Source organism: Nannocystis sp. RBIL2, from assembly GCF_026626745.1.
Classification (GTDB): domain Bacteria; phylum Myxococcota_A; class Polyangia; order Nannocystales; family Nannocystaceae; genus Nannocystis.
In genome coordinates, this window is sequence record NZ_JAPNJW010000002.1 from 4198029 (window position 1) to 4216852 (window position 18824).

An 18824-nucleotide genomic window follows, 5' to 3' on the forward strand; every position below is an offset into this window, starting at 1 on the left:
CGCAAGATTTCACGCCGCCGGCGTCGACGACGAGCGAGGCATGTCTTGCTTCGGCGAGGCGCCGAACTTGCGCGTGTACTCGCGGCTGAACTGCGTGGCGCTCTCGTAGCCGACGTCGAACGCCGCCGCCGAGACCGACGCCGCCCCGGCTCGCAGCAGGCGCCGCGCCGCGAGCAGCCGCAGCTCCTTTTGAAATTGCAGCGGCGACATTGCGGTGATCGCCTTGAAGTGCTTGTGAAACGACGACGGGCTCATCCCGACGCTGCGCGCGAGCTCCGGGATAGCGATCGGCGTCCGGAAGTCGTGGCGCAGCTGCGCGATCGCCCGGGCGATCGCGCTGGCGTGGCTGTCGCGGCGAGCCAGCATGCGCAACATGCCGCCCATGGCGGCGGTTGCCAGTCGATAGTGAATCTCCCGCGTGATCAGCGGCCCGAGCACCGCCGCATCCGTGCGCGTGCCTGCGAGCGCGACATAGCGGGCGAGCGCATCCACGAGCGACCCATCGCACGCGTCGACCGCGAGCGGACGGGGCTCCCCGGTCGAGGGCGCGCTGTCGGCGATCTCGTCGTACAGGCTGCGCAGCGTGTCCAGGTCGACGTCGACCAGCAGCGCGAGATACGGCGCCTGCTTGACGCGTGCGATCACCGGGAGATCATGACTGACCAGCAGACACTCGCCGGCGCCCATCGGGAACGACTCGGCGCCGAGCACTGTTTCTTTCCGCCCCTGCAGGACGAGGATGACGACCGGCTCGTAGATCGCGGCCTCGAACGAGGTCGGCCGGTGATGGCGGAGAACGCCGAGCTTCGGCAGAGGCCGCACGAACTGGCTGCCGGAGCCGTCCGGCCGTGGGAGTTGCCGCGCCACCCGATCGGCGAGTTCGGCGAGGTTCATGCTCGTAGCCTAGCACCGCACCGCCGCGCGCTCGCGCGAGGCCACCTGTCCCCCGGGACATCCCCGACTGCCCGCCGTCTGCGCTCGGGGACGCCCTTCGTTCCGCGCTTGGGCGACGCCCCGGCCCGCCCCGCGCGCCGCTTTGGTTTAAAATAGGCGCCGTGGCCGGCAAGTCACCCCTCGCCGAGAACATCCGCGCGATCCGTGCCGAGCGGAAGGTCTGGAGCGGCGTCGAGGTCGCAGCCATCGACGTCTACAGCGGCGGCGAGGGGCGCGTCGTCCTCGAATTGACCGGCCAGCGCTTCCGCCTCGGCGTCATCCTGCAGCAGGTCGGCGGGTACTGCGAGAGCCGGTACGCGCTGGGACGGCCGGGCGTCACCCGCAACCCCGGCGCGCGCTTCCTGGCCCTCACCCCCGCGGGCATGCCCCTGTGGGGCTACAGCGACCGGATCTCGTACTGCCACGAGCTCGCGCTGTCGTTCGACGCGGCCGAGCTGTCGACCCGCCTCGGCGAGCCGCTGCGCGACGACCTCGACCTCGCGCCGCGGCCGTGGCTGTCGAACGAGCGGATCTTCGCCCTCTCGGAGCTCCTCTCCGCCGAGGTCACCGGCGGCGGCGAGTTCGGGCAGCTGTACGGCGAGAGCCTCGTGCTCGCGCTCCTCGTCGAGTACCTGCGGGCGGTCCGCGGGCCCGCGCCCGCCTCGCGCAAGGGCGGCCTGTCGGCGCGGCAGCTCCGCGAGGTGTGCACATACATGCGAGAGCACCTCGGCGCTCCCGTCGGCCTGCGCGAGCTCGCGGCCCTCAGCGGCATGTCGCAGGCGCACTTCAGCCGCGCCTTCAAGGCCTCGACCGGCGTCCCGCCGCACCGCTGGCAGCTCCACACGCGGGTCGAGCGGGCGCAGCAGCTCCTGCTCCGCGCCGACGTCTCGCTCGCCGACGTCGCCTTGCAGCTCGGCTTCGTCGATCAGTCGCACCTGACCCGCGTGTTTCGCCGGGTCGTCGGCGCCACCCCGAGCGCGTGGCGGCGCGCGCACGGCCGGCGCGCGCGCTAGCAGCTCGCGCGCCGACGAGTCGGGCCTCAGCCCGCGCCGCGGCTGCCGGTGCGGAGCAGCTGCATCTCCCACGCGAACGCCACGCCGGTGCCGCCGCCGTGGGCCATCATGTTCTCGGCCAGCGCCGGCACGCTCGCCTCGCGGGCCCAGTCGCGCTGCAGCTCCGAGCCGAAGACCATCCAGGTGAGCGGCACTGCGCCGGCCTGGATCATCCGTCGCACCGCCATCTCGTGGGCCTCCGGCGACACCCCGCCCGACGCGTCGGTCACGAAGTAGACCTCGTAGCCCTCGCCGAGCGCGTGGATCACCGGCATCGCCAGGCAGATCTCGGTCCACAGCGCCGCCATCACGATCTTCTTGCGGCCGGTCGCCTTGACCGCGTCCACCACCCGTTTGTCCTCCCAGGTGTTGATGAACGTGCGGTCGATCGGCTTCTGCTCGGGGAACACGTCCTGCAGCCCCTTGATCAGGTAGCCGCCGCGCTCCTCGAGCACCGTCGTCAGGATCGTCGGCACGCCGAAGGACTTGGCCGTCTTCGCCAGGGCGACGACGTTGTTGATGACCATCGTCGGGTCGTGGCTGTGCAGGTTGGCGAACTGGAACGGCTGGTGGTCGATCAGCACGAGGACGCAGTTGTCGGGGGTGAGCAGCGCGTCGAGGCCGGTTTTCTGGCTGGTCATGGCATCTCCTGGCGAGCCGCGGACGGCTCGCTCGCCGGCGGACCCTAGCCAGGCGCCCCGTCGCGGCGCTTGGACGATCGTGCCGTCCTGGTCGATCCGTGCCGCGGGCTCGCCCGACCCCGCGCTCCGAGCCGCACCGAGCGCAGCGCCGGCGAAGGCCGCACGCGCGCCCACCGGCAGGATGCATCGACCTGCCGGCCGCCGGGCCACCCTCACGCGCTGGCGCGCGTGCGGGTGAGCTGTCGCGCCGGACAGATTCACGGCAGCGAGTCGGCCGCCAATGACAGCAGCGCAACAATGACGGCATTGCAACGATGAATGCGCTTCCACTGAAATGATAGGTCCGCGTCTTTCATTCGTGACACCTCACGAACGACCCCGCGGCGCATCCTCCGCCGCGAACGCGGATTCGTGGTACCGACCGGATTTCGCGTCTCGATCCGGCCTGCGCTCGCTCACGTCGGGGCTCGTCGCGCGGCGCCGCCTCTGCCGGCTCTCTGCGGCGCCGCGGCGGAAGCACGATGGTCAGGCCACGACGTCGAGCGGGAGCTCGGCGCGTGGGTCGAGGCCGGCGATCGGCATCTCGGCCAGGAGCGCGTAGGCTCGCGGCCCGTCGCTCGGCGCGAGCTCCGGCGGCAGCGGCAGCGCGAATTCTCGCACGATCCGCTCGCCGCTGCGCAGCACGGGCGCCTCCAGGGGCAGCTCCGCCGCGGCCACCTGGCGCCGGCTCTCGCGGTCCGGCGGCGCCGCGGCGCTGGGCAGCGTGTGCGTGAGGTGCTGCTCGTCGAAGTGGAGCAGCACGCGCTCGACCGGCACCTCGTAGGTCCCGCCGAGCAGCACCAGGGTGCCGCGGAGGACCTCGCCGGGGCGCACCGGGCCGACGACGCCCTCGATGGCGAGGGTAGGTGTACCGATACCGACCGCGCTCTTCAATCGATGGATGAATTTCATCGTGTCGCGACTATACTATATGGCCAACGGGGCGCAGGCGGCGGCTCCCACCAATGGTGGCACACCCTCTCCTTCGAACCGGAATAGCTTCTCTGCATTCGACAGACGCGAAACAGGACGATGCTGACGCTCTACCGACCCGAATCGATCTTCTCGCCCCGGCACGCCCCCAGCTGGCTGCTGTTCACCTTCGCCGCCGGCGCCGTGAACGCCGCCGCGCTGATGGCCTGCCAGACCTACGTGACACACGTGACAGGCACCGTCACCCGCCTGGGCATGGAGGTCGTGCACTTCGAGCCGTTCCTCGACTTCGCGCTGGTGCTCGGCTGCTTCATCGGCGGCGCGATGCTCTCGGGCCTGCTCATCAACGGGCGCGCGCACGCAGGCAAGCCGCCGCTGTTCGGCGTGCCGCTGTGGATCGCCTTCTGGCTGGTGCTGTTCACCGCCCTGGGCGGCCACTTCGGCCTGCTCGGCACCTTCGGCGGCGCGGTCACCCACACGGTCGACTTCCTCCTGCTGTCGCTCCTCAGCTTCGCCATGGGCCTGCAGAACGCCGCCATCGCCACCAGCACCGGCCTTCTGGTCCGCACCACCCACCTCACCGGCCCCGCGACCGACCTCGGCATCCACCTCGCCGAGCTGTTCTTCACCACGGACGAGGCGCGCGCGCTCGCCAGGCGCCACGCCGCCCTGCGCGCCGGCAAGATCGCCGCCTTCGCCGCCGGCGCCGCGGTCACCGTCCCGCTCGCCTATCGCTTCGAGTTCCTGGCGTTCCTGCTGCCCGCGGCGATGATGCTGGTAGCGATCACCCTGAGCTTCTTGCCGGAGCGGATCGCCCGCGAAGTCCGGGCCCGCCGGCGCGACCGGGGCGTCGGCCGGACCGCCGTCGACGGCGCCTTGCCGTGAGCGACATGGCCTCAGGGACAGCTCGATGCCGCCGGCGGCGTGGCCCCTGATCGCGGATCGACCTGCTTTAAAAAACATGTCCTCTGCGCCATGTATGTAGCCTGACGCGCGTGACTCGGGTCCTCCTGGCGTCCGGGGCAGGTCTCCGTATTGAGACCCGCAGCGAGTGTTTCACCGCAGCGCGAGAAATGATCGCAGCGCGCGCGAGGCCCGCGCAGCGGACGGGCTGTCGCGTTCCCCCGGCTTCGCGCGCTCGCCGGGGCGCTCGCGCGGCCTCGCCGGCGCGTCTCGGCTAGCATTCCGGCCCGCTCCGCGATCATGCAGTCCCTCGCCCTCGCCCTCGCCCTGTTCCTCACCTCGACCGCCGCGCCCCAGGCCGCCGCTCCGCCGCCGGCCGCCCCGCCGGCCGCCACCATCGACGCCAAGACGCGCGCGGCGATCGAGGCGGTCGCCTACGACTACCTCGACGGTCAGCTCGAGGGCGACCCGGCCCGCGTGGCGCGAGCGCTGCACCCCGACCTGGCCAAGCGCGCCGTCGTCGGGGCAGGGCCGACCTCGCGCGAGGTCTTCCCGCTGCGCCGCATGAGCGCCGACGAGCTCATCGAGCTGACCCGCCAGGGCGCCCTCAAGACGCCCAAGGAGCAGTGGAACCGCTCGGTGCGCGTGCTCGACGTGACCGGCACCGCCGCAGTCGTGCGCGTCGAGACCCCGTGGTTCGTCGACTACTTCCACATGGGCCGCTTCGGCGAGCGCTGGCTGATCGTCAACGCCCTGTGGTTCAATAAACCGCAGCAGCCCGGCTGATGCACCGGCGCGAGCGCGGATCGTCGACGCCTCATGGTTCGACGAGCTGCAGACCGCGGCCGGTCACGTCTCCTTGGGCAGGTCCGGCCGCGCGCCCCACTCGTTCCACGAGCCGTCATAGAGGCGCGCGTCGGCGTGCCCGAGCACCTGCAGCACCAACCAGGTCAAGCTCGCGCGCATGCCGGACTTGCAGTAGACGACGACGGTCTCGCGCTCGAGGGCGCGAGCGTACAGCTCGCGCAGCGCCGGCAGCTCCTCGAGGCGACCGTCGTCGGTCACCGCGGACTGCCACGGCACGTGCCAGGCGCCGGGGATCCGTCCGGCCTTCCACTCGTCGTCGCTGCGCACGTCGAGCAGCAAGACCGCGGGGTCCTGCAAGTGCGCGGCGATCCACGCCGCATCGACGCCGAGCCGGCGCTGCTCCTCGCCGAGCCGCGGCCCCTCCCCGACGACGACCTTCGACACCTCGCTCGTCTGCGTCCCACCGGCCGCGACCCACGCCGCGTGACCGCCGTCGAGCACGCGGACCTTGTCGGCGGCGTGGCCGAACCACCGCAGCGTCCACACCACCCGGGCCGCCGGCGGGCTCGCGCGCTCGTCGACGACCACCACCTCGTCGCCGAGCTCGACCCCGAGGCCCGCCATCGCGGCCTCGATCGCCGCCCGCGGCGCCAGCTGTTCCGGCACCCCGTCGACCTCGGCCCGCAGCTGCTTGACGTCGAGGTGCAGCGCGCCGGGGATGTGCCCGCCGGCGTAAGCCTCGGCGGGCCGGACATCGACGACGACGCGCCGCGGATCGGCCGGCGCTCGCAGCAATGCGTCTACCGCCACCATACCGACAGGCTCGCGCGACGCCTCGCCCGCCGCCACCTCGGGCCGGCACCCGCCAGCGACGCACAACCACGCGATCGACCACGCACGCATCATCGCATCACCTCATCATCCTCCGGTCGAGCCGACGCTCCTCCGCGCCGCGAGAGCTCGACCAGCCCGTCGCCCTTCGCCGGCTCGACCCAACTCGAGCTCGAGCCAGCCGACGCCGCTGCGAGCGGCGCAGCCGAGCTCTGATTCTCGAGGGCTCGCAAGCACCGGCTCATTGTAGCGCAACGAGCCCCGCCGCACGCCCGGGCCGGCCTCGCTGCCGGCGCGCCCACGACGAGGCGGAGCGCCGACCGAGCTGAGCCTACTTCGCGCGCGCGGGCTTCTTCGCGGCGACCGCCTTCTTCGGGGCCGAAGTTTTCTTCGCAGCCGAAGCCTTCTTCGCTGCCTTCTTCGCTGCAGGCGCCTTCTTCGCCGCCTTCTTCGCTGCAGGTGCCTTCTTCGCCGCCTTCTTCGCTGCAGGCGCCTTCTTCGCCGCCTTCTTCGCTGCAGGCGCCTTCTTCGCTGCCTTCTTCCCAGCAGAAGGCTTCTTCCCAGCCGAAGCCTTCTTCGCGGGCTTCTTCTCCCCGACAGCAACCCTCTTCGCGCCGGAGAGCGCCTTGCCTTGCGCGAGATTCAGGGCTTGCTCGTGGGCGACGAGGTATTGCTTGGCGGAGACCTTGCGCGCGTGCGCGTAGGCCTTCTCGAGGATGGGAGCGGCGTCGCTGCCGAGCGCCTCCACGATGTCGAAGGCGTAGTCGCCGAGCCGGAGCAAGCCGTTGGACGCGGCCCGCTCGGCGATCGCCGCAGCGCGCCGAGCGTCGGGCGCCGCCGCCATGAGGATCTCGGCTCCGCCCCACCCGGACCTCCCCACCGCCTTCATCAGGCGATCGATCTGCTCGGCCGCCAGCGAGGTGTTCCGCGAGAGCACGAACGTGAGCATGGCGCGCCGCCACCAGTGGCCCCCCTCGTCGGACCCCTCGTACGCCGTCTTGCCGGCGGGCACACCGTCGAGCAGATCCTCGCAGGACGCACAGGCCTTGGCCAGCTCCGCCTCGCTCATCGTCGACACCCGACAGCGCAGCGCCCACCAGAGGGGCTCCATCTCCCGGGCCAGGTCCCACGGACCTCGGGCATTCTCCGTCTCCGGTTCGCCGACCTCGTCGATTTCGAGAGCTGCCACGGCGCCGTCGAGGCCCAGCGTCCTGATGACGTAAAACAACGGCTGCGACGACAGCACGTCGACGGCGAAGCGGAAGCCGCCGACCTCGGTCCAGAGCGCCACCAGAGCACGCGCGATCGCCCAGTTCTCCCACGCCTCCCAGTTCGTGTTGGGCGGCCTGAAGACCAGCGTCGCGCGGAGCACCTCCTCGGGGATCGTCAGCCGCTTCGGAGGCTTTGCCTGCTTCAGCGATTTGGCCACCGCTGCTGCAATGGCGGACGCGTTTCCCTTCAGCTTCGGAAGCTTCACCTCGCCAAGGCGGGACCACGCCTCGGCCAGGTTCGGCGCGGCGTCGTCCGGCTCGGCCTCATGGGCGCTGCGCCACCCGTGAAGCTTGCGTCGTTCGTTGCTGTTCCACCCAATGGCGCTCATTGCGTCGCCTGTAACTCAGGCAGCTGGAACTGTCCAGCGCAGCCTTGGCCTGCCCGGCGTAGGAGTTCTCCTCATGGGCGATCGGGGTCGAGTACCCGATCGACGAGTGGCGAGGCCGCCTCCCGGAACGTCCTGCCGTAGCGCCCAGGTAGCGCCCGCGACAGAGGCCGCAAATGACAACAGCCCGATCGGCATACCGCCAGCACCGGCAGCCTTCACCCGGGCGACGAATCCGTCGACAAACGCGTTTCGAAGGGTCGAGTGGCCGAGGGCACGCGCCGTCCCGGCGCGCTCGCGTCGGACGACGCGGGCGCCGCTCCTGCGATCAGCCGCCACCGATCGGCGGGACCGGGGTCCACGCGAGGCCCCAGCCGAACGAGGGCTCGATGTACGAGCAGCCGGTGGTCTCGCAACCGCCCCACTCCACCGAGAGCCGGCCGCGGTAGCGCGCGCCCGCGAGGCTGGAGGCGTAGAAAGTATAGACATTGTTGTACGTGCTGGCGTCGAGGAGCCACGCCTCGCCGGCGACGTTCGACCACGTCCCGCTGACGAGCTTCTGGATCGTCAGGGTCTTGTCGTCGTAGGCGCCGCTGCCCTGATGGGCCACGCAGGCGCCGATCCACGTCTGCGAGTTGTTGGTCGAGCCGGGGGCGAAGTACAGCGCCGCGGGCAGGTCCTCCTGCGTGTAGAAATCGGTGGCGTCGTGGGCGCTGAGCGGGCCCAGGTCGCCCGACCACTGCGAGTCCCAGCTCAGGACGTTGCAATAGCCGGAGAGGTCGTGATAGCCCTCCTCGTTGAGATTCGGCGGGGCCAGCGACTCGGTCGGGCCGATCTTGAGCGGCCGCGGCGACAGCTCGGCGACCTGCTCGTGATGGAGCTGAAGGCGCGTCAGCGCGGCCGGGTCGTGGCCGCGGGCAGCCACGTAGAGCTCGAGCGGGGTCGCATCTTCGGCCCTGGCCTTCGCCAGCGCGGACGGGCGACCGGCGGGCCGGCCCTCCATCACGGCGACGTCGCCGTCGCCGAGGTCGATGAAGGTGAGCGACGCGCCGTCGTCCCCCTCGAGCGTCTCGATCACCGAGCCCACCACCGCCTCGGACTCCGGCAAGTCGTCGCCGAACACCACGAGGCTGAGCGCGGGTGAGGCTTCGGGCGTACACGCAGGCAGCGCCAGGGCGAGGGCCATGAGATGCATGGTTCGCGAGATCATCGTCTTCGTCAGCATTCGTCCGTCCATTCTCGAAGTTGTCGAGGTCGCGCGCGCAGCTCGCCCGCGCGGTCGACGGCGCATCAAGCAATCGATGTACCCGCGAATTTTCGTGGAGAATTGCGACGTGTACCGCTCGCACCGCCTGGCGTCGCGCCGGCTGCCCCATGGGGCCCCATGGGGCAGCCGCGGGGCGGCTGACAGGACCGTTGGTCGGCAGTACCCACCTGCGCGGTCAGCTCGTCGAGCATGCGCTGCGGCGGCGGTGCGCTGCGCGCGCGTTTCATCACGGCGCGAGCATGACACGCCGGGCGAGCGTGAAGGCCACGTCGGCGCCGCTGCGTGCGCCGCCGGAAAGCGGTACATCGGCGTGCGCGCGGAGCTCGGTGTCGTCGAGGTCGAGAGGCCGCGAGCAGCGCTACGTCACCCCGACGCCCCCAGCAGTTGCTGCCCGAGCGCCTCCGGGCAGCGCCACACATCCGCCACCGGCTCGTATGTACATACCGTCGTGCGCGCGCTCGATCGCGGCGCGGCCGGCGGCTGATCGTCCGCCGCGATGTCCGTGAGCCGGCTGGTCTCGCGCAGCTGCAGGTCCGCGTGCCCGTCGCCGTCGACATCGCGGGCCAGCCACACCGTCTCCGCCATCGACTCGCTGCCCCCGACATCCTCCGCGCGCATCACGTGCCGACGCGTCGCCGAGAACTGCACGTGCAGATCGGCCGCCTCGAGGATGAACCCGACCTCGCCGCCCTCGTGTTCCATCGCCTGGTCGTGCTGCGGCCGCTCGACCGGCACGATCACCGTCAGCTCCGAGCGCCCGTCACCGTCGACGTCGTACACCTTGAACTTGTGGGGCACATCGTCGACCCGCATCGACCCGTCGAACAGCCGCCTCCGCCCCAGCACCGCGCCGTCGCGCACGCGGGCGACCTCCCACGCGAACACCTCGCGCCCCGCCGCCGACCACATCACATACGGATCGGCGATCGCCCCCGCGAGGCACACGCTGAGCTCCCCCGGCTCCGCGTCGCACGCGTCCAGCCGCGCCTCCAACCCCGCCAGCGCCGCCTCGAGCCGCCCCGCTCGCCGCTCCTGCGCCTGCCATGCCCGCGCCCCGTACCAGCGCAGCAACACCAGCTCCTCGCGCCCGACCGCCCGTCGATCGACCACCTCGACCACCTCCGCGTCTTCCCCTGCGAGCACCCGGCTCAGCGCCTCGAGCTCCACCGCCGACCCACCGGTCGTCGCGCCATCCTTCCCCGCCGCCTCGCGGACCTCCGACCCGACATCCTTACTCACAACAACCTCCCTCCCGGGTCCGACATTCTTGCCCGCGACAACCTCCTCCGTCCCGACATCCTTTCCACCCATCACTTCCGCGGCGCCATCCTTCGCCGCCCCCACCGTCCCCGCGGCCCGATCCGCCGCCACCGACGCGACCTCCCCGGCCGGCCCAGCCACGACCTCCGCACCCCCATCACTCGCTCGCCCACCGGTTCCCTCGCGAACCGTACAACCCATCGCACCGCTCAGCGCGACGATCCACCCGAACGCGCGAGATCTCGGGATCGACATGCGGCCCAGTCAGCCACGCTCTCCCCGCCGCGTCAACCAGACCGCCCGCGCGCGACTACCCGCTCTGGAACAAGACACCGGCCCATGCGAAGGCCTACATCGTTGGCTTCAAGGCGGCACGCAGATACCGACCTGATTGCCGAAGATGGTCTGGGCGAGGAAGTCGAAGCATTCGCCACCGTCCGGGCACACGGCGCCGTCCTGGAGGTTGCAGAGGGGGGCGCAGCAGAACGTGTCGGCGCAGTCCGGCGCGAACGGGGCCGACACGCAGATCTGGCCGGCGCCGCACAGATCCTCGGGCGTGGAGCCGCACGGCGTGCCCACGGGGAGCGGCTCCGGATCGACGCACGAGGCGTTCAGGTCGCCCTCGAACCAGATGAAGCCGCACGCGGTGCCCTCCGGGCAGGGCGCGTGGTTGAAGGGGTTGCAGAGCGGGCCGTCGCAGCCCGGCTGACACCCGCCCTCGGGAAAGTCGCACACCTCGCCGTCATCGACGATACCATCGCCGCACATCGGCACCACGCAGCCGCGGTCCGTGCAGCGCTCGCCGGCGGGGCAATCGGCCGTCTCCTCGCATTCGAAGCACTTGGGCTCGTCGGGGAAGAGCTCGTGCTGCTGGCCGAGCCCGGCCGCGCAGGCGTCGATGCACTGCTGCATCGATTCAGGTGTGCCTTGCCAGCACGTGCCCGTCGGGCCGAAGCCCTCCTGCGCCTGCGGCAGCTGCTCGGGCGCGGTGACGGCGAGGCAATCGAGGTAGGCGTCGCACACCTCGCGGGTCGGCTCGGCGCCGCCAGTGCTCGTCGGTTCGGCGGCCGTGTCGGTGGCCGTGTCGGCGGCCGTGTCGGTGGCCGTGGTGGTGGCAGTGTCCGGGGCCGTGGTGGCAGCCGACGGATCGCTTTGCGGCCCGCTCATGCTCAGGGTCGCTCCGACCGAATCGAGCGGGTCGGTGTTGGACCCGCACGCGAGCAAGGAGAGGGCGAGCGTCCAGCCGCACATGTCGCGGCGCCGAACATCGGAGCGTGGGATCATCACGGCCTGATTACCAACGAAGGCGCGTGAAGAACAAGCCCGCGGGACCCGCGCGGCCGAGGGGCCAGCGAGGCAAGTCGGACTCCGGCGAGCGGCGCGACGCATGTCGGTCGCGGCCCCGGCTCAGCCCGGCGGGCGCGGGCACTTGCCAGTACCCGAAGCGCGGTTGTTGTCGACCCGGCACTCGTGCCACGCGTGCATCGGCATCGCGTCGTCGACCACCACCCACACCACCGAGCTGCCGTCGACCACCCCGGGCGGCGGGTTCGGCAGCTCGAGCACCACCTCCTCGGCCTCGGCGGGGTACAGCACCTTGGTCGTCACCCCCATCCCGAGCGCCACCCCGCCGTTGTCCGGGTCGCCCTCGTAGAAGTACACCGGCACCCCGACCGGCACGGAAGCCGCGCCGATGTTGCGCACGCGGGCCGTCAGCCCGTACGCCTCCGGCGCGCACTGCAGGCGCAGATCGACGATCAGGTCGGGCGCCGCGCCCGGCGGCGACGTCGCACCGCCCACCGATCCCAGGCCGGTGAGAGGTCGGCGACGATCGTGGCATGCGATCGAGCTGCTCTCGCCAGCCGCATCGTCTGCCCGCGTCCCTTCGCTCTCGCGTGCCAGATGCGAAGGTCGGTTAAGGCCGCTTTGGAAGGGGAGATGACGCTGCGAGTGCGAAAACATATGGCTCAGAGAGCACCAGTATCCTTTCGCATACGTTATGCGGCCATCGCCAACGCCAGAGCTCTGGAGGAGAGCTCCCGAGGGGCAGCGCTCTAGCTGTAAACCATGCGCTGAACCCGCCTTCCTCTTGTGAACAGTCTAGAACGCCCCCAGACTTAGAAAGACAACAAATCGAAAGGGGGTCCTCTTCACCCCCTGAACCGTCCGTCACATCCCACACCGCAAATGCATATCCCGAGTGCGACATCAGCGTAGCCATGAAGAACGAGCGGCCCCCAGCGTCCACGAGCCGTACCTCTTCAAAATAATGGCGACAGATGAGAGGAGGGCGAAGGACCTTGAAATCGCAGGCATCCAAAAAGAAAACCACATTTGCCCCAGGATCGAGAATGCAAAAAATCGCCAAGCACATCCTCCCGCCGAAGTGGCCCGGCTGGACCCGGTAGGGATTGCGCAAACCCATAATATAGTTCTCGGGGCGAATGATATCGAAAAACGGGGTAGCCACAGATTTAATGATGTCGATGGAAGAGCAGGCCTGGCAACCATCTGGGCCTCGAAATAACATAAGCACATCCGGCTCGACTAAATACGCGCGCAGGAGTTTTCCTGCTTGATCGCTCCACATTGCAGCCGAATCTGGCCAAGCCAATTTTGAACTCGGCACTACCCAGGTATTGACGAGGTTGCGCTCGTGATAGGCGTACCCGCTTCCGTCGCTAGACTCGATAAATACTTGCCATGACCCGCTCTCGGAAACGGCGCACCAGCGGGCGATGCGCTTCCCCGGACTTACCCTCCATTCCAACTCCGGCGTTGGGCCCACACCTCCCCATCGGTAGAGAAATTCTTGGCTTGAGGCCCCGAGTTTTCCTCCCACAAAACACATGCTGTCTGCGACCGTAGCCCTAGCTACAAATTTTCCGCCCTCGATGAAAACTTCACCATTTTTCTTCTGAACCATGATGGAGATTGCCGAACGATTTAGGCTTTCCTTTCGAGCCAGAGCGACAGCAGAAGTCACATGAGTGACGTCTGTCGAAGCCGCTCTCCCAGTGGCCAAATATCCTTGGCTCAGCGAGCACGGATCCAAGGCGACCAGATTTGCACCCGCCTCGAAAATTCTCTCAAGATTCTCCAAAGCGTAATGACTTATCGGTCTGTCTACTCCAGGGCATCCGAAGCCAGCGAAAATAATCGCTTCCCCACCATCAACGGCGCTGTGCATGCTCAATCCGTGCCGTTTCCCATAAGCTAAAACATCCCGAGGAATATCAGCGATATCCTGTGCCACCATACCGGCGACATCAAGATATCGCCGAAGTCGCTCTAGCGTGGCTGAATCGTGCAACTGTTTAGATGCAGCACATTTCCACTCTCGAATCTCCACCCTGTATTTAGCGGGCACGAAACCCATTTGACCATACTTAAGCCTCAGTACAGACAGGGCAGCTTCGAGTTGAGATGCGGCATCGGCATCGCTTCGATATGCGTTAACAGACTGCTCAATCAGACTTCCCGCAACTCTATCGCTCACTCCTTCGGCATTATTCCACAGTTGTTTGCCGGGCCCATTCTCCGACAATTTGCGGATCATTTCGGCAGAGCGATTAATTGCCGCGACATCCAACGGACGACTCAGGTAGAACGCGGCCTGCATGTAGCCTGAGGCGGAAACAGGAGGCGCACCCCTAGTTTGATTTTGAATCTCGAGCGCTGCAAGGAGTTCGCTCCCAGAGGCAGTCCAAGAAAGTTGCTCCTCGAGTAGCAGGCGCAGATTCTCGGCTTTTTCAAAGGCGTCATCGAGGTTCGTAAGCACGTGGGTGAGCGCTTGGGTCCAAACATCCACATCCTTCTCCATTTCATCGACAACCTGAACAACGGTTTCCACATGCGCGTTAATCTGCCTGAGATAGGCTGCCAAGCCACTGCGAGAACTGACTAGAATTGGAATTCCGGCAGCAATAGCCTCAAGCCCGACCAGCCCGAATCCTTCCTCACGAGATGGCATCAGCACAACGGCAGCGCTTCGGATGTCATGTGCGACTGCATTCTCGTCGGCAGAGAAAGGGCGAAGTATAAATCGTGACGTTCGCGCCCCCGGAAGCATTGCAGATTCGATCAATTTTACAGCTGCGCGATCGGATGATTGAGCACCGCGGATGACTGCTATCGGTTCCCCCATTTCAGACGGCAATTTAGTCCTGGAAACAGCCGCGGCTCCGATGTCAAATCCCTTGATTGAAGCATCCGAACCTCTGCCAAGCATTAAGCAATGACGCTCCGGCGGCGGAGTCCTAGCCGGGTTCCAAGGATGAAACTCGGTTGGAAGCCCTGGCATAAAATTATGCACATGGCACCGCGCAAGCGTTGCCATGTGTCGTTGAAGTAGCGGACCCACGGCTGCCACCAGATCCGCAGAATCACAGTGTTCCAGCTCGACCTTCCTATGCTCATCTCCCTTATCCATGGACTTGGGGAACTCGCTGCGAATATGCGCAATTAACTCTGGACGCGTATGGACAAAATGAATGCGCCGACACTTGTGTGCGCTTGCGAGATCCTCAGCAATCTTGCCCGTGATTCGCCCATGCCCGATTATGACGTCGGACGGATACTCCTGGGGTGAAGCCACCTCATCGAGGGTTTTTAGGCTGACGCCGTGAGCTGCTGCATCTTTGAACTCTGTTTCATTATACTTTTCGACAATGCATGTTACTTCGTGGTTGAGTCGTCGTAGCCCTAGGACGAGATACCGGTTGAACGTCGAGAGCCCGCCCTTCTCCGAACCCCAGCCGGTTCCGACACTAATAATGCGAAGCCGCTTGGCAGCGGTGGATCCACGAGGTGGGCCGACAGTCTCGTTCACAGACATGTGGAGGATGCTAGCACGCCCTCCTGGCCACGACACGGTCATGGTTCATGGCACTGCCTTGCCGAGCTCAGGGGCAAAACCCGGAAATGACCAAGAAAAGGCGGTTCGACATGGTCCAGGACGTTGGCGACGCCAACGTCGGGGAGTGATCAACGGTAACCCCCCACGCGCCCGGACCAGCCTGAAGCCTCGCTAGGCGACCGGGGCCCAGCTCAGCCCCGCGGGCGCGGGCACTTGCCGGTGCCGGAGGCGCGGTTGTTGTCGACCCGGCATTCGTGCCACGCGTGCATCGGCATCGCGTCGTCGACCACCACCCACACCACCGAGCTGCCGTCGACCACCCCGGGCGGCGGGTTCGGCAGCTCGAGCACCACCTCCTCGGCCTCGGCGGGGTACAGCACCTTGGTCGTCACCCCCATCCCGAGCGCCACCCCGCCGTTGTCCGGGTCGCCCTCGTAGAAGTACACCGGCACGCCGACCGGCACCGAAACCGCGCCGATGTTGCGCACGCGGGCCGTCAGCCCGTACGCCTCCGGCGCGCACTGCAGGCGCAGATCGACGATCAGGTCGGGCGCCGCGAACTCGCCCTCGGGCTGCACGTTCTGGCGGAAGTTGTTGAGCCGGGGCACCGTCCAGTTGGCGACCTCGACCGTCGAAATCACTCCGCTCTCCTCAGTATTCGTCACATGATACGTGTGTTCGTGCCGTCCTGGATCTTCGACCCCAGCCGTCGCCGTCGAGCGTGAACAAGGGCAGCGACGGGCCGGTCGCGCTGCGTGTAAGTTCGAGCGAGGACGTTCGTTGTCGGGGACCATGAGAGGCCTTCTCGTCCTTGCCGGCATCACGTGGCTCGCCGGCTGCCCCCTCCCGTGCCCGCGCGGCACGCGTACTGACGGCGGCGACCAATGCGTCGACTTGAGGGTCCCGGAGCCGCCGCCCTCCCGGCTGACCCTCGTCAACGGCACCGGCGACCCGCTCGCGGTCAGCGTGCGCGTCTCCGAGCGGCCCTTGTTCTGCAGTGCCATCGGTGCCGACGAAGCGCCCGCCGTGATCGCAACCCTGTTTTCCCCCGCGGACGGCGGCTCCGCACCCGAGCGGTACGTCCGCGCGACGCGGCTCGGGGACGTGGCGAGCCAGGAGAGCTGGGAGTTCGAGACCGAAGCGCGCTGCAGCGCGCTTCGCATCTGGATCGGCGCCGAGCACGACGGCCACGATCTGATTGCGCGTACGAACGCGCGGCTCACCATCGTCCCGGGTTCAGGGCCAGGCACCTACACGATTCAGGGTGCCGACGAGGTGCACTCGGTGCCCCCGCCATTCTGCCCCACGATGATGCAGGGCCCCGAGCACATCCCTCTCACGACGCTGTGGTCGCACACGAAGCAAACGCTCGGCCTCGGCGAGCCCACCGGTCCAGTCTGTCTACTCGGTGACGCCCTCGTTCGTCCGACCACCTTGCAGCTGTGGAAGAGCGCTGACGAAATGACCGACGTTGCCCCGGGCACCACCGTGCGCTCCGTCCCGGCTTGCAGCAATTGTCGTGAAGAATACACGCTGCTCGGCGGCATCCGCCTGCTGGTCCCGCCGAGCAACTGGCGGATCGATCGCCGGATGTCCGACGCCGAAGAGCACGTCTTCTTCGACGCAGCGCTGGTGCAGGGCAACGGCCTCGGCGGGTTCGGCGGCGCGGTGGCACCTCCGCCGTAGGCGAGCCTCGACTTGCGACCCCAGCGCTCGATGATCGCGGTCGCTCGACACCGAACCTATTGCGCCTGTCAAGCCCCTGGAGCGGGGACCCGAGCCCCGCCGGCACGGCGGCGAGCACCACAAGGGACGCGGGCCGGCCCCCCCACGACAGCGCGGCGGGACGTGGGTAGAGTCGAGCGATGACCGTCCAGACAGCGCTCGTCTTCGTGGTGGTGGCCGCGTCGCTGCTCCTGTTCCTGCGCGCCGGCAAGCGCCTGGTGCCGGCGATCGCCCTGGGTGCGAGCGTCCTGGAGGCCCTGCTGGCGCTCCGGCTCGTCCAGCTGAGCCTCGCGGGCGTCCCCTTGGGCCTGATCCTCGGCGGCGCGCTCGCCGGCTGCGGCGCGCTGCTGTACCTGCGCGTGAGTCAGAAGCCGCAGATCGCCGCAGCGACCGTCATCGCCCTGGTCGGCGCGATGCAGGTGCTGGGGGTGGTCCTCTAGGCGCGCCGCGAGCGCGGCCATAGCCGCGGCAGGAGCAGCGCCCCCGCCAGGGCGGCAGCGAGGACGCATTGTGCCTGGCCGCCTACACGTCGCGGCTGCACACGTAGAAGCTCATGTCGTCGCAATAGCTCCCGTGGCAGCGGACCCCGGTGATGAAGCGGTTCGCGCCCTCCGGATACGACAGCGCCCCGTCCTCTTCGGAGTAGCGGTCGGTCCATTCGCAGTCGGTGAGCGTGGCGGGCTGGCCGAGTGGGCGCGGGGTGGCCACCACCGATTCCCCGAACCCCTCAAGCACCGTGGCGAGCTGGACCTGTCTTTTATGCGCCGGATGATGGGCTGCTGTTGGTCTTGTTGCGACCCCGTCCGCTCCTCTCGACCACGACTGCCCCTCGCCCCGGTCGGGGCCTGATGATCGCCGGCGGCGTGGCGCTCGCGTGCAGTCTCTCGCTCGCCGGTGTGGCCACCTACACGGGTGCCGGTCTGCTCGAGACCCGCCGCGAAGCGCGTGCGCTTCACGACATGGTCGATGGCTATGCAACCGACCTGCAGTTCGCCCGGGACGCCATGCTCAGGCAGGACTACCAGCGCCATGGGACGCAGACCCTCGCGCTCGCGCTCGCCAGCGGCACGATGATGGTGGTCGGCGCCGTGTTGCTGGGCGTCGGCGGCAGGCGGCTCGCCCGGGCTCCGTCGCAGACGGCCCCTCCTCCCCGTTCCCGGCGGAGTTGCTTTCCGTGCGCGATTCTGAACCAATGCCCGGGAGGCCCCAGATGTCCACCGCTCTCCGCGTGCTGCTCCCCCTCGCGCTCGCCTTCGTCACGCCGCCTACGATGGCGACGACAACGTCGAGGCGAGCCCGGCCCGGCGCAGCAGGGCGTCCCTCGCTGGAATCCGAGCAATATGCCGACCCGCCGCACCCAGATGCTCCTGGCCCGGTTGGGCAACCACCGGAAGATGTTCGCCTTCCTCTACCATCACCGCCACGAGATCTTCGACGACGCTTTTCAGGACCAACTCGAAACCATGTATCGAGACAGAGGCGAAGGCAAGGTGCCGGTGCCGCCGGCGCTGCTTGCGATGGCCGTGCTCCTGCAAGCTTATCATGGGGTTTCTGATCGCGACAGGGTCACCGAGTAGAGGAGCAGGTCACCGAGTAGAGTAATGAATCACCGAGTGGAGGAGCGGGCCGTTGCTTAGGGATTGATGCAGCAGCACTTCTTTGTGGGCCAATCACAGCCATCGCCCGTCATGTGAGAAAAGCCGCGGTCCCCGCAGTAGTCTCCACACTTTCCCGCCCAAAAGGCGTCGCAGCTGCTCGGGTGAAAACAGTTATCGTCGAGGCTCGGTTCTACCGGCGCGGCCAACGAACCGTCAACCGAATCGGTTTCCATGGGCGTGTCGCAAGCGAAGAAGACCTCGTCCTCGGGCTCGGGGGCCGCGACGTCGGGCGCGATGACGGCCATGGCGCCGACGAGAAGAGTCTGGAGGTAGTCTGCGATGGTGATGAGATTCAGCATGCTCGTCTTCTCTTTGTCGTT

The 18824-nt window shown here is 68.0% G+C and carries 18 protein-coding genes and 1 pseudogene; 6 read left to right on the top strand and 13 right to left on the bottom strand.

What is annotated here, in order from left to right:
• Nucleotides 1-9: 9 nt before the first annotated feature.
• Entirely contained in the window at nt 10-894 is an 885-nt protein-coding gene (locus OV090_RS41600; RefSeq protein WP_267710436.1) for an AraC family transcriptional regulator, read from the bottom strand.
• A 161-nt stretch (nt 895-1055) separates the two neighbouring features.
• Between OV090_RS41600 and OV090_RS51245 the strand changes: the two genes are divergently transcribed.
• The gene (locus tag OV090_RS51245; protein ID WP_267710437.1) at nt 1056-1946 is read left to right on the top strand and encodes an AraC family transcriptional regulator; all 891 of its coding nucleotides are present in this window, start codon (nt 1056-1058) and stop codon (nt 1944-1946) included.
• Between the two features lie 26 nt (nt 1947-1972).
• Here OV090_RS51245 and OV090_RS41610 read toward each other — a convergent pair whose 3' ends face one another.
• Together OV090_RS41610 and OV090_RS41615 are read right to left on the bottom strand one after the other, a co-directional pair.
• Nucleotides 1973-2626: a hydrolase gene (locus OV090_RS41610; RefSeq protein WP_267710438.1), complete on the bottom strand. Its 654-nt coding sequence runs from the start codon at nt 2624-2626 to the stop codon at nt 1973-1975.
• Between the two features lie 525 nt (nt 2627-3151).
• Nucleotides 3152-3577, bottom strand: a complete 426-nt coding sequence (locus tag OV090_RS41615; RefSeq protein ID WP_267710439.1) for a sporulation protein — start codon at nt 3575-3577, stop codon at nt 3152-3154.
• Nucleotides 3578-3697: 120 nt separating this feature from the next.
• Between OV090_RS41615 and OV090_RS41620 the strand changes: the two genes are divergently transcribed.
• Together OV090_RS41620 and OV090_RS41625 are read left to right on the top strand one after the other, a co-directional pair.
• Complete coding sequence (locus OV090_RS41620) at nt 3698-4483, top strand: YoaK family protein (RefSeq protein ID WP_267710440.1); 786 nt, start codon at nt 3698-3700, stop codon at nt 4481-4483.
• A 318-nt stretch (nt 4484-4801) separates the two neighbouring features.
• The gene (locus tag OV090_RS41625; RefSeq protein ID WP_267710441.1) at nt 4802-5287 is read left to right on the top strand and encodes a nuclear transport factor 2 family protein; all 486 of its coding nucleotides are present in this window, start codon (nt 4802-4804) and stop codon (nt 5285-5287) included.
• Between the two features lie 63 nt (nt 5288-5350).
• On the opposite strand, the gene OV090_RS41630 is transcribed toward OV090_RS41625, so the two are convergent.
• From OV090_RS41630 to OV090_RS41665, 8 genes are all read right to left on the bottom strand, one after another.
• Nucleotides 5351-6121, bottom strand: a complete 771-nt coding sequence (locus OV090_RS41630; RefSeq protein ID WP_267710442.1) for a rhodanese-like domain-containing protein — start codon at nt 6119-6121, stop codon at nt 5351-5353.
• A gap of 349 nt (nt 6122-6470) precedes the next feature.
• Nucleotides 6471-7739 carry a hypothetical protein gene (locus OV090_RS41635; protein ID WP_267710443.1) on the bottom strand — a complete coding sequence of 423 codons (1269 nt, stop codon included), beginning with the start codon at nt 7737-7739 and terminating at the stop codon, nt 6471-6473.
• A 325-nt stretch (nt 7740-8064) separates the two neighbouring features.
• Nucleotides 8065-8931, bottom strand: a complete 867-nt coding sequence (locus OV090_RS41640) for a hypothetical protein (RefSeq protein ID WP_267710444.1) — start codon at nt 8929-8931, stop codon at nt 8065-8067.
• A 435-nt stretch (nt 8932-9366) separates the two neighbouring features.
• A complete protein-coding gene (locus tag OV090_RS41645; protein ID WP_267710445.1) occupies nt 9367-10518 on the bottom strand; it encodes a hypothetical protein in 1152 nt (383 codons plus the stop codon).
• Between the two features lie 108 nt (nt 10519-10626).
• Nucleotides 10627-11547, bottom strand: a complete 921-nt coding sequence (locus tag OV090_RS41650; protein ID WP_267710446.1) for a hypothetical protein — start codon at nt 11545-11547, stop codon at nt 10627-10629.
• 123 nt (nt 11548-11670) lie between these two features.
• On the bottom strand, nt 11671-12063 hold the full coding sequence (locus OV090_RS41655) for a hypothetical protein (protein WP_267710447.1): 393 nt from the start codon (nt 12061-12063) through the stop codon (nt 11671-11673).
• Between the two features lie 115 nt (nt 12064-12178).
• On the bottom strand, nt 12179-15100 hold the full coding sequence (locus tag OV090_RS41660; protein WP_267710448.1) for a glycosyltransferase family 4 protein: 2922 nt from the start codon (nt 15098-15100) through the stop codon (nt 12179-12181).
• Nucleotides 15101-15312: 212 nt separating this feature from the next.
• Complete coding sequence (locus tag OV090_RS41665; protein ID WP_267710449.1) at nt 15313-15762, bottom strand: hypothetical protein; 450 nt, start codon at nt 15760-15762, stop codon at nt 15313-15315.
• A gap of 253 nt (nt 15763-16015) precedes the next feature.
• On the opposite strand from OV090_RS41665, the gene OV090_RS41670 reads away from it, so the two are divergent.
• Nucleotides 16016-16807 (top strand): hypothetical protein, encoded by a 792-nt coding sequence (locus tag OV090_RS41670; protein ID WP_267710450.1) that lies wholly within the window; start codon nt 16016-16018, stop codon nt 16805-16807.
• Between the two features lie 179 nt (nt 16808-16986).
• Nucleotides 16987-17286 (top strand): hypothetical protein, encoded by a 300-nt coding sequence (locus OV090_RS41675; RefSeq protein ID WP_267710451.1) that lies wholly within the window; start codon nt 16987-16989, stop codon nt 17284-17286.
• A gap of 82 nt (nt 17287-17368) precedes the next feature.
• On the opposite strand, the gene OV090_RS41680 is transcribed toward OV090_RS41675, so the two are convergent.
• Nucleotides 17369-17581 (bottom strand): hypothetical protein, encoded by a 213-nt coding sequence (locus tag OV090_RS41680; protein WP_267710452.1) that lies wholly within the window; start codon nt 17579-17581, stop codon nt 17369-17371.
• 605 nt (nt 17582-18186) lie between these two features.
• Between OV090_RS41680 and OV090_RS41685 the strand changes: the two are divergent.
• A pseudogene (locus tag OV090_RS41685) lies at nt 18187-18402 on the top strand (IS5/IS1182 family transposase); the annotation flags it as partial.
• 77 nt (nt 18403-18479) lie between these two features.
• On the opposite strand, the gene OV090_RS41690 reads toward OV090_RS41685, so the two are convergent.
• Nucleotides 18480-18803 (bottom strand): hypothetical protein, encoded by a 324-nt coding sequence (locus tag OV090_RS41690; RefSeq protein ID WP_267710453.1) that lies wholly within the window; start codon nt 18801-18803, stop codon nt 18480-18482.
• Nucleotides 18804-18824: the final 21 nt, after the last annotated feature.